The organism is Colwellia sp. D2M02 (assembly GCF_018860755.1).
Lineage (GTDB): Bacteria > Pseudomonadota > Gammaproteobacteria > Enterobacterales > Alteromonadaceae > Colwellia > Colwellia asteriadis.
In genome coordinates this window covers 37946-54332 of record NZ_JAHKPW010000033.1, presented here as the reverse complement: position 1 = coordinate 54332, position 16387 = coordinate 37946, and the positions used below count along the sequence as shown (strand labels likewise).

General features: G+C 38.4%; 14 protein-coding genes. 4 read left to right on the top strand and 10 right to left on the bottom strand.

Features of this window, described 5'->3' with window-relative positions; translation table 11 throughout:
• Window positions 1-92 precede the first annotated feature (92 nt).
• The 3 genes from KO495_RS05320 to KO495_RS05310 all read right to left on the bottom strand — a co-directional run bounded on the left by KO495_RS05320 (window position 93) and on the right by KO495_RS05310 (window position 2699).
• On the bottom strand, window positions 93-1181 hold the full coding sequence (locus tag KO495_RS05320; protein WP_215979355.1) for an ABC transporter substrate-binding protein: 1089 nt from the start codon (window positions 1179-1181) through the stop codon (window positions 93-95).
• A gap of 155 nt (window positions 1182-1336) precedes the next feature.
• The gene (locus KO495_RS05315) at window positions 1337-2101 is read right to left on the bottom strand and encodes an FMN-binding negative transcriptional regulator (RefSeq protein ID WP_215979354.1); all 765 of its coding nucleotides are present in this window, start codon (window positions 2099-2101) and stop codon (window positions 1337-1339) included.
• Window positions 2088-2699 (bottom strand): GNAT family protein, encoded by a 612-nt coding sequence (locus KO495_RS05310; protein WP_215979353.1) that lies wholly within the window; start codon window positions 2697-2699, stop codon window positions 2088-2090. The genes KO495_RS05315 and KO495_RS05310 overlap by 14 nt, the downstream gene beginning before the upstream one ends.
• Window positions 2700-2864: 165 nt before the next feature.
• Between KO495_RS05310 and KO495_RS05305 the strand changes: the two genes are divergently transcribed.
• Complete coding sequence (locus KO495_RS05305) at window positions 2865-4340, top strand: PLP-dependent aminotransferase family protein (RefSeq protein ID WP_215979383.1); 1476 nt, start codon at window positions 2865-2867, stop codon at window positions 4338-4340.
• Between the two features lie 123 nt (window positions 4341-4463).
• Entirely contained in the window at window positions 4464-6524 is a 2061-nt protein-coding gene (locus KO495_RS05300; protein WP_215979352.1) for an alkaline phosphatase D family protein, read from the top strand.
• A 74-nt stretch (window positions 6525-6598) separates the two neighbouring features.
• On the opposite strand, the gene KO495_RS05295 is transcribed toward KO495_RS05300, so the two are convergent.
• The 7 genes from KO495_RS05295 to KO495_RS05265 form a co-directional block, all read right to left on the bottom strand.
• Window positions 6599-7423 (bottom strand): SDR family oxidoreductase, encoded by an 825-nt coding sequence (locus KO495_RS05295; protein ID WP_215979351.1) that lies wholly within the window; start codon window positions 7421-7423, stop codon window positions 6599-6601.
• Window positions 7424-7489: 66 nt separating this feature from the next.
• Window positions 7490-7666, bottom strand: coding sequence for an energy transducer TonB (locus KO495_RS17720; protein ID WP_215979382.1), 177 nt, complete (start codon window positions 7664-7666; stop codon window positions 7490-7492).
• A gap of 157 nt (window positions 7667-7823) precedes the next feature.
• Entirely contained in the window at window positions 7824-8276 is a 453-nt protein-coding gene (locus tag KO495_RS05285; protein ID WP_215979350.1) for a GNAT family N-acetyltransferase, read from the bottom strand.
• Between the two features lie 12 nt (window positions 8277-8288).
• On the bottom strand, window positions 8289-8594 hold the full coding sequence (locus KO495_RS05280) for a hypothetical protein (protein WP_215979349.1): 306 nt from the start codon (window positions 8592-8594) through the stop codon (window positions 8289-8291).
• A 145-nt stretch (window positions 8595-8739) separates the two neighbouring features.
• Complete coding sequence (locus KO495_RS05275; RefSeq protein WP_215979381.1) at window positions 8740-9300, bottom strand: cytochrome b; 561 nt, start codon at window positions 9298-9300, stop codon at window positions 8740-8742.
• Between the two features lie 7 nt (window positions 9301-9307).
• A complete protein-coding gene (locus tag KO495_RS05270; protein ID WP_215979348.1) occupies window positions 9308-10834 on the bottom strand; it encodes a methyl-accepting chemotaxis protein in 1527 nt (508 codons plus the stop codon).
• 235 nt (window positions 10835-11069) lie between these two features.
• Window positions 11070-11894 (bottom strand): hypothetical protein, encoded by an 825-nt coding sequence (locus KO495_RS05265; protein WP_215979347.1) that lies wholly within the window; start codon window positions 11892-11894, stop codon window positions 11070-11072.
• Between the two features lie 237 nt (window positions 11895-12131).
• Here KO495_RS05265 and KO495_RS05260 point away from each other — a divergent pair, with 237 nt between their 5' ends.
• Complete coding sequence (locus KO495_RS05260) at window positions 12132-13244, top strand: efflux RND transporter periplasmic adaptor subunit (protein WP_215979346.1); 1113 nt, start codon at window positions 12132-12134, stop codon at window positions 13242-13244.
• 5 nt (window positions 13245-13249) lie between these two features.
• Complete coding sequence (locus KO495_RS05255) at window positions 13250-16372, top strand: efflux RND transporter permease subunit (protein ID WP_215979345.1); 3123 nt, start codon at window positions 13250-13252, stop codon at window positions 16370-16372.
• The last annotated feature ends 15 nt before the right edge of the window (window positions 16373-16387 follow it).

Sequence of the window (16387 nt, the reverse complement as noted above, 5' to 3'; positions counted from 1 at the left end):
GCTGAGTGAAGCAGCACTTGTTCAGTACTATACTTTTATTATCGTTTACTTTAGCAGTCTTGAAAAAATATCATGTGTAACGAATGTAAAGATTAATCTTCTTGATAGCTTTGAATTAAGCCCTCTATGGTAAAGTTTAAGCGTTGTGTTGAGCTTTGAGAAAACCTCGAAAAGTTAAAGTTGTTAATTTTTTTTAACTGTAAGTACTTGGTAAAAGGTGTAAAAGTGGTGTGCAAACTCGACTCAAAGATATCAATGACTTTAAAGCGTTGTGCAACAGGTAAGTTGTTTTGTTCAATATCTTTAAGCATCACTAACGATAATGCTCCTAAGGTGACATGCCCGCCAAAAGATAAGTTAACAGGGTAGTCTATATCATCTATATCCCAGTTCACCCCGCCAATAATAACAGGGTTGCTAAGCGCAGATTCCATTACCGCTTTTTTTGCGCCAAATGCCATAGCATCGTTGGCGGCCCAAATAATATCTATACGGGCATGATGTAATATGCCTTTTACTTTATTGTAAGCTTGCTCTTTAGACCAATTAGCGGCGGTTTTATCTAATAAATTTATCGTAGCTCTTGTTTTTATTGCGTCTAATAAGCCTTGCTCCCGTTCAAGAGCTGCTGGTGTACTATAGTCGCCCGTTAGCGCTAATAAGTTTGGCGAAGGGAGATGTTTTTCTTTATTTGATGGCGCATAGTAAAGATTCAGTAAACCATCTGTTAGCCTTTTACCAGCAAGGTAATTATTAGGGACTAAACTCCCCTTGATAATGCTTTGCTCTTTTTTGTTTAATAAGCTTAATTCTTGCTCATTAAAGCTATTTAATAACATGAATACAGGGATATTATGGGGAGATAGCTCTTTAATAAGGTTTAAAGCCATCCCCTTTTCATTAACTAAAATAATATATTTAGGCTCGTGAGCAAGTATTTTTGTTGCGAGTGACTTCATTACAATATGATTTCGCTCAGCATATAAGGTGATCAACTCTATATTTAAGTCTTTTGCAGCAGCATCCATAAATAAGTTGACGTTTGGCCAAAAGCTTCCGGTACTATTTTCTTTAGCGTGACCAGGGTTTAAAAAAACTACTTTAAAGCTACTTTCCTGAGCACTTACAGCTGATGTTATTTTTATTAAAAATAATAGACTGAGTAGCAATGTTTTGAGCATAAAGTTATATCTTATCCGTTATATAAAAGTAAGTTTAGCCTACTTATTTTAAAGTAGTATAGTCAGGTTTTTTAACGTTAATAACGTAACGGTATCACTTGCTTTGCTTATTATTCAATAAACTAGGCATTTTTAGTTCATTACTTTTTTAGTCATTATGTTTTTCGTTCATTATTTGATATTTGCGTTAGCATTTGTTTTGCCAAAGGTGCATTATTTTTGACGATTAGCTGCTGTGCTAACTGCTTGGTAATTACGTTTGGCTTGTTTTGGCTTAGCTTAAAATTTCCTTCAATCATGGTAATGGTTAACTCAATAAAAGTAATCGCTTTTAGCATTTGTTTAATTGCACTGACAGGAACATCTGTGATTAGCCATGGATTATCACTATTGCGCTCAAAATACTGACTGGTTTGACTCATTAAATGATATTTTTGTGCTTCATCGGCCACCTCGGTAGCCACAGCGGTTAACTGTACTTTGCAATAATTCCACGTTGGTACTTTATGAGCCCCTCTATTTTGTGCAGTAAGATCATTAGGTGAAATATAGCCTTGCTCTCCGTGAAACACTAAGTTGACACAAATATTGTCAATATCATTTTGCTTGCTATCTCTGTTTGCCATTAACATTTTTGCTAACGGATGCTGATTACTGACATGAGTGATAAGTTGTTTGTTTTTCTGATGATCCTCTTGATCTTTTATTTGTTTGAAGTGACAAGGTATATGGCTAATGTGTAGTGGTTTATTTGTTAAAGCGTTTGTCACTGTGCTCTTTACAACCTCAGTCGATAAGGTTTGCTGAACAATCAATGTCGCTAACGGGTTCTGCTCAATTAAATTAATGAGTGGAAGTTCAATTTTACAGGGATGAGTTAAGCGGTTAGCACCAATTATGAAGTGTTTAGCTGGATACATAGCAAAACTCCTCTTCACTTTTACCGCTTTTGAGTAAATGAGCTTTTATCTTCGGCCATTCATCGTCAATAATACTAAAAATCGCCGTATTACGAGAGTAACCGCAAGGGCTGCGCCTATGCTTGCGTAATATTCCTTCAAAGGTGCCACCTATGCGAATGATGGCATTGCGTGATTGTTGGTTATTTTCATGGGTACAAATTTCAACACGCACCATCCCTAATACCTCAAAAGCATATTGAAGCATTAAAAACTTAGCGTGAGAATTAACATAACTCCGTTGATATGAAGGAGTGATAAAGGTATGACCTATTTCAATAGTTTTATCTTGCTGGTTGAGCCTAAAAAGCCGCGTTGAGCCGACCACAGTATTACTTACTTTATCGCGCGTTATAAAAGCAAGTTGTTGTCCTTGGCTCATCTCATTAATAGCTATTTGCATCCAAGCTTGAGCGGTTGCTTTATCTTGACAGCGATTTGTCGGCATATGCTGCCATACTTTAGGGGACTTTCCTGCGAAGTAAAAATCATTGAGGTGTGCAAGGGTCATCGGCTCAAGCTTAATAAGCTGACTTTCGAGTATTGTTTTCGTTAACATGTCATTTCCTTCTGTATGGCAAAATAAATTACGAGGTGTATATATTAAGTATGTTGTGATTATCGTTATTTTTGGTATAACAACTACAACCAAAAAATATAAAGTAGCTAGACCAAAGTGAAAGCCCTATCTCTTAATTTAGAAAAGCAATACCTCGCGCAGCAAATGATCACCGTTAAAAAGCAGGCTAAGTACTTACAAATCGCAGCAGCGTTTAGAGAGACAATAAAGCAAGGTTTTTTGATGCCAGATGAGCCTTTACCTTCAAGCCGAACACTTGCTAAACAACTTAATGTTAACCGTCATACGGTAATGGCAGCGTTAGCTGAATTGGTCGCTCAAGGTTGGTTAGAAACAAAATTACGCTCGGGTTATCGTGTTGCGGCTGCTTTACCTATTCAAACAAGTAAATCGCTGAGCCCTATTATCATAAAAAAGGGTAATAAAAGTGTGATCAATGAAATAAATCCAGCCACTTTTCAATGGCGGTTTCGTCGTCAAGCAACTGTTGCAGTATCGCTAGCTAAAAAGGCCAGTGATTATCGGTACAATTTTTCTGGCGGTTACCCTGATATGAATAGCTTTCCTTTTGATGAATTTAAAAGCTGTTTTAATGATTTTTGTCAGCGCCCTAAAATACCTTCATTATCTTATGGTGACTCGGCAGGCGAGCCTGAGCTAATTAGTGAAATTTCTAAGTATTTAAGGCGTGTTCGTTCGATCAAAAATAAAGAGCTATTAGTTTGCAATGGCTCACAAGAAGGGCTTTATTTAATCTCACAATTATTGCTGGGAGTAGGTGATGGAGTAGCTGTTGAAGAGCGTGGCTACCCACCGGCCTGGGCTGCATTTAAAAGTACTGGCGCTAACTTAGTCACTATTAAGCAAGATAAACATGGCATTATACCTGAGCATTTGGCGGTGCAATTATCCCATGGCAATATCAAACTGATTTATTTAACGCCTTTGCACCAATACCCAACGACAGTGACCTTAGTGGTAAGTCGACGAATGAAAATTTATCAACTCGCTGCTCAATATGGTATTGGTATTATTGAGGATGATTATGATCATGAATTTCATTATAACAGTCAGCCCATTGCACCTATGGCGGCAGACGATCCGCTAGGTTTAGTGATTTATGTGTCTACTTTTTCTAAATTGATGTTTGGTGGTGCGCGTATTGGCTACGTAGTGGCAAATACAGAGTTAATCGCTAAGTTAACAGCCTATAAAGCGTTAATTAATCATAAAACGAACGTTATGATGCAGCAAACGGTGGCTAAATGGATGCAACAAGGTGGTTTTGAGCGACATTTAAGGCGAATGACCCGTTTATACCACAAGCGGCGTGACTTTATGATTAATGTACTAAAAGGTTATCAGCAGCAAGGACTGCCAATATCTTTTACTTGTCCTGCCGGAGGTATGGCGCTTTGGGTTAATATGGGTAAATCAATCGTCGGACTAAAAGAAACGCTGTTAAGTAAAAACGTTTACTTACAAACCGAAGTTGAATTCAGCTTAGCTACAGATAGCGAAAAGGAGGATTATCGTTTTGTTCGTTTGGGATTTGCTGCAATGAGTGAGACCGAGTGCGTACAAGGTATAAAAATCATTGTGGAAAGCTTGTATCGTTAAATTACCATTTAAGGTTTTAAGAAGATAAATTTAGTAACAAGTTACCCTTGCTATTACCTGTAAAGTAAGGGATAACAGGCTTTTATTTTTTTATTAATTGTTAGTAGTAGAGGTGTTTTTTAGGTGTTAGCAGATATTTTAGCAGGGCCAATATTACGCCGATTAACCGAGCAGCAACTCGTATTATGGTGGCTAAGTCCCTATGAGTGTCAAGGGGAGTTCTGTTGTTTTGAGGAAGATGAAAAAATACTAACGGTTGAATTAACGAGTGATAACTTATCAACCTTTAGAGTAGGCGAATACGCGGTGGTACACTTACTCGATATTGATATTAGCCTACCGAGCGAAACCTACCTTGAATATGACCTGCTGATAACCGCAGCAGATAAAAAAGTGCGTAAACCTTTATCAGAAACAGTGCCGCATATAACCTATGATAATTGCACTAGACCCTCTTTTATTATTCAGCCAACTATTACTAACTTATTACATGGCTCGTGTCGAAACCCACATAACAGTAGTGGTGATAGCCTATTAGTGGGCGATAAAAAAGTCGCAGACGCATTAACCGATGTGACACAAAGGCCGTCACTATTGATGATGAACGGTGATCAAATTTATGCGGATCATGTTGCAGGCGCTACTTTGTATGCTATTCATCAAGTGATTGAATTATTGGGCTTATATGGTGAAAAATTTACTAATGTTGACTTTGTTGATGAAGAAAACCACCCCAAAGACTCAGGCATAAGTTCAGGTATAAGCTCAGATAAAAAGTCAGCTGCCAGCTCAGGTAATAATAAAAAATCGCACCAGCGGCCTGCTAAAGCTAATACCATAACGTTAACCGATAGTGAGCAGCTGTACCAGTTAACCGACAAGTACTTTAAACGTGAAGACGTTTTACCTAGAACGACACTATCAAGTCCGTGGTATAGCCCATCATCGGCACAACCTATTTTTACTTCAACGTATGCACATAACCATTTAATCACTTTTGCTGAAATGATGGCAATGTACTTATTAGTTTGGTCGCCGACACTGTGGCAAGAAGTTGAGTTAACAGGTTTTAGTGTACCTGCAGAGCATGAGAAAACTCATCAAAGCGAAGTGGCTGCCCTAGAAGGTTTTATTGAAGGTTTAGCTAATGTTCAGCGCTTATTAGCTCATATCCCTACTTATATGATTTTTGATGATCACGATGTAACCGATGACTGGAATTTAACAGCGCAGTGGGAGCAAGCGGTTTATGAAAATCCATTAGCCAAACGCATTATTGGAAATAGTTTATTTGCTTATTGGCTATGCCAAGGGTGGGGTAACGAACCTAAGAATTTCAAAGGCGACTTCTGGCAAATGATGAATAACTATCAACAATCCCCTAATGCTGAAAACCAAGATAATGTGATTGATTACCTACTTGGCTTTTCTCAATGGCAATACACTGTTGATACCTCGCCTAAATTAGTGGTACTTGATAGCAGAACTCGGCGCTGGCGCTCAGAGCAATCACTGGCTGAGCCTTCAGGGTTAATGGACTGGGAGGCGTTATGTGAATTACAGCAAGAGTTGATTGGCCATGATGCTATTTTACTTGCTTCACCTGCGCCTATTTTTGGGGTTAAAGTGATTGAAACCATTCAGCGCATGGCAACCATCATAGGTAAACCACTTGCGGTTGATGCTGAAAACTGGATGGCACATTCAGGCTCTGCCAGTACTATTTTAAATATTTTTAAACACCCGAAAACGCCACAACATTTTGTTATATTATCAGGCGATGTGCATTACTCTTTTGTTTACGACATTGAACTACGTTTTAGCCGTAACTCTCCTAAAATTTGGCAAATTACTTCCAGCGGTATTAAAAACCAGTTTCCACAACCACTTATTGGTATTTTAGATCGGCTGAACCGTGTGCTTTATGGGCCTTATTCGCCGCTAAACTTATTTACTAAACGCCGTGCTATGCGTGTAACCGGGCGAAAGTTAGTTACCAAAAATGAGAGTGGTGATCAGAAAAAACATAAACCACTGAGCTTAGGTCATCAGCGTTTGATGCCTAAAGCGGCCTTAGGTTATTTGGAGCTTAATGACGATGGCTCGCCTGAGTATATTGCCGATTTACACCCAAATGGTAGTATTACTGAATTTATTGAAAGTGATGAAGAGTTGATGCATTAATACTTCATCAACATAAATAAAGGAGCTTTATTCATGTTGATTTGCTGTTTATATAAAAATTAGCATAAACACTACTAGCCTTTTGATAATAGCTTGTCTAACCAGTGCGTTGGTAAAATACGTTTAAAAACTGCAAACAATTTAGTGGGGACGGTAATTCGATATCTAATTTTAGGTTTATTACTCTCTAGAGCATGAATAAGCGCTTTGGTTACATCTTTCGGTTCTAACGTAAATGCAGCGGTTGATCTTTCACTCGAAAGTCGAGCTATTTGCTGCTGATATTGAACATGATAAACGCTATTTTTAGCATCAATACAGTGTTGAAAAGCCTTTAATGAATTGGCTCTAAACTGAGTGTTAATAGGACCAAGTTGTAATAAAATCACTGAGATATTGGCTGACTTTAACTCTAAGCGTAAGGTATCGCTTAAGCCTTCAATGGCATATTTTGAGGCGTTATAAGCACCGCGATAAGCCATAGATACAAAGCCTAATACTGAGCTGCATTGAATAATTCGCCCATGACCTTGTTTACGCATTACCGGAATAATCATTTTGGTTAGTGCGTGCCAACCAAACACATTGGTTTCAAACTGTGCTTTAAGTGCTTGCGTTGGTAAGTCTTCTAATGCGCCCGGTTGACCGTAAGCTCCATTATTAAATAAAAAATCTAAGCTACCGCCAGTTTCTTTTAATATGGCAGTAACGGTAGTTTCAATACTGTTCATGTCAGTTAAATCAAGGTGGTAGGCATTTAAGCCTTTGTTTTGAAGACTTTGTACATCAGCTTGGTTACGTGCGGTTGCAAAAACTTGATAACCTCTGATTGATAATGCCAATGCAGCATCTAACCCGATACCACTTGAGCAGCCGGTTATTAATATTGATTTGGTCACGTGGTATTTTTTACCTTCAAATAGAGCTAGTATTTAGCGCTTTATTTACCATAATAAAGCGCTATTCTAACGAATAAAATACCTAATCGGTACTTCAATTGATAACCGTTGACTTAAAATATGTGCTGGAGGTTTAGGTAAAGGGTTTGCCTTAGCAATTAGCTGCACTGTGGCATTATCGAGCATTCTAACACCGCTAGCTTTGGCTAGTGAAGACGAGAGAATTTCACCTTCTTTGTTAATGTTAAATGATAACTATTATTACTTGGTGTTGTGGTTAAGATGTTTTCTAGGAAAGTTTTAGCTAATTAGAATACTTTTTAGGAGTTGATTGACTATTAAGTAAAAAACGGAGAAAAAGCGATTGCTAATTGAGCTGAATTGAGTTTAGCTGAATTGATTAGGTGTGATTAAGCTCCATGGCTGTTTTTTCAATACCATGATCTGGGGTATAACGCTTAAACTCAACAAAACCGTGTTTTTGATATAGTGCAATAGCAGGTGCATTAACAACTGCTGTTTCTACTGTTGCTTGTGCAAAGTTAAACGTTGCTAATGCATAACGTATTAATTGGCTCGCGATACCTTGTTTAAAGTAGGAAGGGGCAACGGTTAGGCTATTAATATGTAAACGATTACTTTCTACAGTAACTTCGATAACCCCAGCTAAAACTTCATCAACATAAAAACCATAAAAGTGCGTTAGTGATTTTTGAATATCCTCAACACTTCTTGATAATGGCGGGAAGTTAAGAGTACCAATAAGGTTAGCCTCTACTTGGTAAGCGCTTTGGAAAACGCTGTAAATTGGGCTAGCAAGACTTAGCTTGGTATTATCGAGTGCTTTTATCATATTTACTTAACCTTATAGACCGATATCAATATCTAAGTCGACATTACCATCTTTATTACGAAAGATACGACCGATAAAGCGTAAAATCCAGATAAAAAACTCTACAGGTAGTTCAATAATAATTTCGATAATATCAACAAAGCGATTTTCTTGGTTTCTTTGACCTCGACGTTTACTGGGCCAAATAAAGTAAGCGATAATAAAACAGCCAACACTGGTTAACACGCTGCCCCAAGAAAAATCATCTATTACAGCATAAATAAGGGCGACAGCTAACATAAAAATAAAAATTGCCAAACATTCTCTTAATGTTTCCATATACATATTCCATTGCATGATAAGGGGAGTTAACTCCAAGACACAGCAGGTAAAAGAATTTATTTTACCTCTGTACTTATTGTTAATAACGCCGTTTGTTATTTATTATGTGGTGAAGGTTAGTAGTTAAGGTTAGTAGTTAAGGTTAGTGGTTTGAGTTTTTTCGCTGAGGTAGCATCCGCGTTAATGTATCATCTTTTTGCCAATAATGATGGACCAAAGCAGCAAGTGCGTGCAAGGCTATTAAGTAATAGCCAACTAACCCAAAAGTTTCGTGTAGTTCTTCAATATCATGACCTAAGGCTTTATCGGGGCTAACTAATGGCGGCAGTTCTAAGCCAAAAAAAGGAATGACTTTTCCTTCTGCGCTTAGAATTAACCAGCCCATAATTGGCATTATTACCATAAAAGTATAAAGCACGATATGGCCTAGTTTTGCTGCGGTGTGTTGTAACGTTGAAAGCATCGGCGTGATTTTAGGGGTGATTTGACTTATTCGTAAATAGATACGTGCAACAACCAACACTAATACAGATAGCCCTAACATAAAATGCCACATTTTAAACAGATCACGTGTTTCTGTACCTTTTTCGAAAAATACGCGGCACTCAATTGAAGCAAACACGAAAATCATCAGTACTACCATTAGCCAATGCATGCTAATAGATAAAGCGCCATAACGGTTTTCGCTGTTTTTCCATGACATCATCAAATTATCCTTTATTAATTTGCGGCACAAAAGTACTCGCTAAGTCACTAATTTCTTCAACACTTTGTGCTAAGGTATGCATTTGTTCTGAGACTTTCTCTGTTTCAAGCCAAGTTGTTTCAGTGGTTTGGGCAATGCCGTGCAGGTGATCATTAATTTCATTGGAAAGCATAGACTGTTGCTCTGCGGCACTAGATATTTGCATGGCGGCAACATTAACGTTTTGCATGCTGTTGACTACTTCATCTATTTTTTGATGAGATATTTCAGCGCTTTCAACACAGTAATTAGCTTCTTCCTTATTTTTATTCATCAATAATACCCATTGCGCAATAGTATCGAGCATTGCGGTCAGTCGTTGATGTATTTTTAACGCTGACTCTTGAGTGCGAGACGATAAACTTCTTACTTCTCCTGCAACTACCGCAAAGCCTCTACCATGTTCACCCGCGCGTGCAGCTTCAATAGCGGCATTTAAGGCAAGTAAGTTAGTTTGATCGGCAATAGATTGTATTTCTTGCATAAGCTCGCCAACACTATTGGCAGATTGCGTTAAGCTATCGGCTGAACTTGAGGCGTTTTCTACAGCATGAGCGAGCTGCTTAATTTTGTCAGTGGTTTGAGCAATGCTGTCTTGAGATTGTTCACATTGACTGAAGGTTTTTTCAAGATCATCAGCGGCACTTACCGTATTTTTAGCGATATCCTCGGTTGAGGTTTGCATTTGCTCCATGGCATCACTTAATTGAGCTAAGTCATGCTTTTGTTGGGCTAATGTCGTTCTGTTTTGCTCTAATCCTTGGCTGACGGCATTCATTACCGACTTTATTGGCGCTGCGGCATCAAGAGTTCGTTCAATAATAGCTTTTATTTTGGTTTTGAGTAATGAAAAAGTAAAGTCAAAAACGCTCGCCGTACCTTTACCAAAATAGACTTTACGTGAAATGGAGTCAAAGGTGTTTTGGATATTTTTAGCGCGTATTGCGGTGGGAATAATATCAGACCAAAACACTAAAATAGGGGTGATGGCACTTAAGGCTGCAACAATCGAAGCGGCTAGCCCTAAATGAGTATAAATAAAACCTTGAGCAATAAGTGAGAGTAAAATTAAAAAAGCAAACTTATGGTTTTTAGTAACTTCAAAAGTAGCCCATGACTGCTCGTTATTAAGCGCTTGATATATATGCTTTGCGTTTGTGATTAACGCTGGCCTTGCCAAAGTACTAATTGACTGATAGCCGATTACTTTACCGTGACTATATTGCGGGGTAATAAAGGTGTCAAACCAGAGTTCTTGTTTGTTATTGCCTTCGATATGTAATAAGCCCTGCCATGATAAGCCTTGTGCAAGTGTACTTGAAAGCTCTTCTAACACTAATCGTGGCATTTTGTGATGAGTTAAGCGGCGAGTATCAGTGTTTAGTAAGGTCTCTTCTGGATAACCTGTAGTTTCACAATAATCATTATTAACATAAGTGTAGTTACCGTTTAGATCGGTAACGGAAATTAATTGAACCGTTGTCAGTGACATAAAAGTAGCTCGCCTTGCTGAGTTTATAAAATACTATCATAGCCAATATAAACGCTACTATAGCAAATATGAGTTAATGCTACTTGATCTAGGTTGTATAAGTGAAAGTTTATCAGGTAATTATTATAAGATTGTAACGTGTCTTAAAGCACCGTTACCTCCTAATTAAATAAGGTTTTTTGTTTCAGCCCCTTTGGCTCGGTGGTTAATTAGGGCTAAAACGATAGAGTACAAGCTATGGTTTCATGGCTTGTACTTTTTCTAATAAGCGTCTAAGTATTTCGCCGCCTACTTGATTACTGGCTAAACCACTTACATCGCCAACCTCACCTAAACTAACGCCTTTAAATGAGTACACCTTAGTTTGCTTATTTTGAGTAACGGTTAAGGTTAACTCATTAATAATAATAGCTTGTACAGCGATACGGGTTTTAGCTTTGCCTAATAGCTTATTTTGTTTTCTTTCTGCTTTTGAAGCAATAACGGCTTTGTTTACTTCTGTTTTTTCGCTTGGTGCTGTCGCTACATGTGACTTTTTAATAAGTTCAGCGTCTAACTCTGGGTGCTCTTTTGCGTAAAGTTTAGCTGCTACATTAGGGTAAAGCGCAGGGTAATCTTTAGCGAGCTGTAGTGTTACTAACTTATTTAAGTTAGCTATGTTGCTGATACTGTTATCTCGAACCTCAAAGTTAACCGACACTTTGTTTAAAGTTAACTGCTCTACGGTAATTATTTGGCTAGTACTTAAACCGCGAGTTAATTGCTGTGGCTGAGTGCTTTCTTGTGGACTGAGTAAAGTGGCACTAATTTTATCAATAATAAGTGCCACTGGTTGAGTGTAACCTTTTAAATTAGTAAGAGAAAATTGACTAAACAGCGCAATATTGGTTTCTGGTATATATTGAGCTTGACCGATACGCGCTTGTTGTCCGCTATAATAATGTCCTTGTAATATCACTTGGCTTCTCAAGTAATCATCTAATGAGCCTTTAGCTAGGTACCATAATATGGCACTTAAAAAGAGAAGTAATGAGAAAGCTAATACCGCTAATTTATTCAATGTTATTATTCCGTTTGCGTTCAATGGGCAGTATTTTAAGCTAAGTTACTGATGGGGTAAATGCTATTAACAGGTCTATCAGTTATAGTAGATAAGCTTTGTTAAGTTATGTTGTTTTTTTAAATTTTTATGCAAAAAATAGTTATTTTAAGTAAGCAATATAAGTGGTCTTTTAAAGTGCAGTTTTAAATAGCTTAGCATTGTTCATATTCTTTTTTTCTTATTCGAGAGCTATGTATGTCAAATAATTCATCTGCAGGTAAGTCATCTTTGGCGAGTCGCATCCCTTTATTATTAATAACAGTAGTATTAGTTGGACTAATTATTTACTTACAATGGCCAGCGAGTGAGCAAGCGCAAAAAAGCTTTAAACGTGAAGTGTCAGTCAAAATGACGAAAGTAGTGTTGGCTGAATTTGTTGATAGTGTTGAAGCCGTTGGTACTGCCAGAGCAAATGAGCAGGTATTATTGACCAGTAAGTACTCTAATTTGATTGATGAAGTGTATTTTGAAGATGGTCAGGTAGTAAAAAAAGGAGATCTTCTGGTTAAGTTTACTAATCAAGAAGAGTTGGCCAAAGTAAGTGAGCTTGAGGCTAATTTATCAGAGTCTACCGCGCAATTAACACGATTATCTGAGTTGCTTACAAGTAAAGCCACGTCAAAGTCTATTGTTGATCAACAAACGGCCAAAACTAAAGCTATTGAAGCACAGTTAGTGAGTGCTCGTTCTAAAGTAGAGGAGTTAACGATTCGTGCTCCTTTTTCTGGGGTTTTAGGCTTTCGAGAAGTGAGCAGAGGCTCTTATATTAACGCTGGTAGCGTCATTACTAATTTAGATGACTTGTCTGCCATTAAAGTTGACTTCTTTTTACCTGAGCGTTTATTAACGCAGATTGTTATTGGGCAGAAAGTAAGTGCGTCAAATACAGCGTATAAAAATGAACAGTTTATTGGTGAAATAAGCGCAATAGATAGTCGTATCGACGCCAGTACTCGTATGATCAAAGTGCGTGCGAGTATTAAAAATGAACACCTTAAATTACGTCCTGGTATGTTACTTAGCATTGAGGTGTTATTAGCAACTGAAAATACATTACAGCTACCTGAAAGTGCCATTATTCCTATTGAAGATAAGCATTATGTTTTTGTGGTTATTGATAATAAAGCGGTACGTAAGGCTATTGTGTTAGGTAGAAGACACCCTGGCGTGGTTGAAGTCGCTTCTGGTTTGATTGAAGGCGAAAATGTTGTTGTTGAAGGCGCGTTAAAGCTTAGAGATGGCGCAGCCGTGAAAGTGATTGGAGCTGTAGAAGATACAGCAACTGATACTAACGATAAAGGAGCGTAACCCTCGTGATATTATCTGATTTATCGGTAAAAAGGCCTGTTTTTGCAACGGTAATTAATTTATTAATTGTTACTTTTGGTATTGTGGCATTTATGATGCTACCGCTGCGAGAGTACCCTGATATTAACCCGCCAGTTGTTAATATTAGTACCAACTACCCAGGGGCTTCAGCAGCAATCGTTGAAACTAAAATTACACAATTACTCGAAGATAGAATTAGTGGTGTTGAAGGTATTAAAGCCATTAACTCTAATAGCCGAGTAGGGCGCTCAAATATCACTATAGAGTTTGAGCTAGACCGTGATATTGATGCGGCAACAAACGATGTGCGCGATAGAATTTCACGCGCGTTAAATAACCTACCAGAGCAAGCGGATCCACCTGAAGTTTCAAAAGCCAATGACGATGAAGACGTTATTGTTTGGTTTGTACTGCAAAGTGAAACCATGAGTTCACTTGAACTAACTGATTATGCTAATCGCTATATTGTTGATCGCTTTGCTGTGGTTGACGGTGTTGCTCGTATTAGAGTTGGTGGCGGACGTACTTACGCCATGAAAATACGCTTAAACCGCATTGAAATGGCGGCGCGTAATATTACTGTAGACGATATCGAAAGCACTTTACGTAAAGAAAATATTGAATTACCTGCCGGGCGAATTGAATCAGTAGACCGTGATTTTTCTATTCGCGTAGAGCGTAGTTATTTAACTGAACAAGACTTCTCTCGTATGGTGGTTAGTCGCTCAAAAGATAACTCTTTAGTGCGTTTAGGCGAGGTCGCTGATGTTTTTGTTGGCGCGCAAGACGATGAAAACATGTTCCGTGGTAACGGGAAAAACATGGTGGGCTTGGGGGTTATCAAACAATCAACGGCTAATACCCTTGATGTTGTCAAATCAGCGCGCGAAGAAGTATTAGCTATTCGTAATGCTTTGCCTGTTGGTACCACAATCACTAATAGTTACGATAGCTCAGTGTTTATTCAAGGCTCTATTGACGAAGTTTATAACACCTTATTTATTGCAATGTTAATGGTGGTATTAGTTATTTTCCTTTTCTTAGGAAATGTTCGTGCAACGTTAATTCCTGCAGTTACAGTACCTGTCGCGTTAATCGGCTCAATGATTGTATTATCTATGTTTGGTTTTTCTATTAACCTATTAACCTTGCTTGCTTTAGTACTTGCTATTGGTTTAGTGGTTGATGACGCCATTGTGGTACTTGAAAACATATACCGCCGTATAGAGAACGGACAAACGCCATTAATGGCAGCCTATGAAGGGGGGCGTGAAGTTGCCTTTGCGGTTATTGCGACCACGTTAGTGTTAGTCGCGGTTTTTGTACCGTTGGTCTTTTTGTCGGGTAATGTTGGTCGCTTATTTACCGAGTTTGCCATTGCCATTGCCGCGGCGGTTGTTTTTTCTAGCTTAACTGCTTTATCGTTAACACCGATGATGTGTTCTAAAATGCTAAAGCATCGTGAGCGAAGTTCATCTTTTGGTCAAAAACTAGATCGCGCTTTTAGCCGTTTTGAGGAATATTACGGTGGAGTACTAAAACACAGTATTCGCCAACCGTTGATGGTAGTGGTGATATTAGCGCTATCGCTTGCATCGGTATATTTTCTATTTAACAAGCTTCCTTCTGAATACACACCAAAAGAAGATCGCGGAAATTTCTTTTTGATTATGCAAAGTGCTGAAGGTGCAAGTTATGAAAATAATGTTGTCAATATGCAGAAAATAGAAAAGAAATTATTAGCTTATCAAGAAGAAGGCGAGTTAGAGCGAGTATTAGTACGTGTACCGGGTTTTGGTGGCTCAGGCGGAATTGCCATTGTAGGTTTACCTGAGTGGGATAAGCGTAGTGTAGATACCTTCAGCTTTATCAATAAAATTAATAAAGATGTGCAAAGTATTACTGATGTGCGAGCTTTTGCTATTATGCGTCGTGGTATTGGCGGCGGTGGAAGTAATAACCCCGTTGAATTTGTTTTACAAGGTAATACTTTTAGTGAGCTAGCGCAGTGGCGTGACATTGTCATTGATGCGGCACAAAAGAACCCTAAATTGGTTAATATTAATAGTGATTACAAAGAAACGTATCCGCAGCTTTTAGTGCAAATAGATAAAGACCGTGCTTATGATTTAGGGGTGTCGGTTGGCGATATAGCTAAAACCCTTGAAACTATGATGGGACAAAGGCGAGTTACTACTTTTGTTGATCGGGGTGAAGAATATGATGTGGTGATTGAAGGGGATGAACATCAATTTAAAAGCCCTGCCGATATTGACCATGTGTATGTGCGCTCAGCAACAACCAATAAACTTATTCCGCTAGCGAACTTACTTACTATTGGTGAGAATGCTACAGCGTCAAGACTTAATCGCTATAATCGCTTACGCAGTATTACCATCACGGCGAGTTTGGCTGACGGTTATACATTAGGTGAAGCGTTAGACTTTTTAGTTGATGTTACTAAGGCGGAACTGCCTGAGCATGTGCAAATTGATTACAAAGGTGAGTCGTTACTACTTAAAGAGTCAGGCAGCTCTATCTTATTCGTGTTTTTATTAGCGTTACTCATTACCTATTTAGTGCTAGCAGCACAATTTGAAAGCTTTATACATCCATTAGTTATATTACTGACCGTACCTCTTGCATTAGTAGGGGCTTTGGCCGGATTAGAGTTTATGGGAATGAGCTTAAATATTTACAGCCAAATTGGTATTGTAATGCTTATTGGTTTGGCGGCTAAAAACGGTATTTTAATTGTTGAGTTTGCTAATCAATTACGTGATCAAGGTATTGCCTTTGAAGAAGCAATTGTTGGCGCTGCACAGCAACGACTGCGCCCAATAGTCATGACCACTTTCACTACGGTTACCAGCGCTATTCCATTGGTATTAGCGGTTGGTCCAGGAGCTGAAAGTCGCATGGTCATAGGTGTTGTAATTTTTGCCGGCGTTTCATTGGCGAGTATCTTTACATTATTTATTGTGCCTGGTGCATATTACTGGCTATGCCGTAATACCGGATCGCCAGAGGCCATTGCCAATGAAATAGCTCAAATTGAGCAACAAACAGGCTCAGCTCCAAACGATGCAAAGCCAGCTAAAAGTTAGCTTAGTACTTATTTA

Excerpts from the sequence above, each read along its gene's own strand:
- KO495_RS05320 (WP_215979355.1), bottom strand. The coding sequence starts at position 1,181 with ATGCTCAAAACATTGCTACTCAGTCTATTATTTTTAATAAAAATAACA.
- KO495_RS05315 (WP_215979354.1), bottom strand. The coding sequence starts at position 2,101 with ATGTATCCAGCTAAACACTTCATAATTGGTGCTAACCGCTTAACTCAT.
- KO495_RS05310 (WP_215979353.1), bottom strand. The coding sequence starts at position 2,699 with ATGTTAACGAAAACAATACTCGAAAGTCAGCTTATTAAGCTTGAGCCG.
- KO495_RS05305 (WP_215979383.1), top strand. The coding sequence starts at position 2,865 with ATGATCACCGTTAAAAAGCAGGCTAAGTACTTACAAATCGCAGCAGCG.
- KO495_RS05285 (WP_215979350.1), bottom strand. The coding sequence starts at position 8,276 with ATGATAAAAGCACTCGATAATACCAAGCTAAGTCTTGCTAGCCCAATT.
- KO495_RS05280 (WP_215979349.1), bottom strand. The coding sequence starts at position 8,594 with ATGGAAACATTAAGAGAATGTTTGGCAATTTTTATTTTTATGTTAGCT.
- KO495_RS05275 (WP_215979381.1), bottom strand. The coding sequence starts at position 9,300 with ATGTCATGGAAAAACAGCGAAAACCGTTATGGCGCTTTATCTATTAGC.
- KO495_RS05270 (WP_215979348.1), bottom strand. The coding sequence starts at position 10,834 with ATGTCACTGACAACGGTTCAATTAATTTCCGTTACCGATCTAAACGGT.
- KO495_RS05260 (WP_215979346.1), top strand. The coding sequence starts at position 12,132 with ATGTCAAATAATTCATCTGCAGGTAAGTCATCTTTGGCGAGTCGCATC.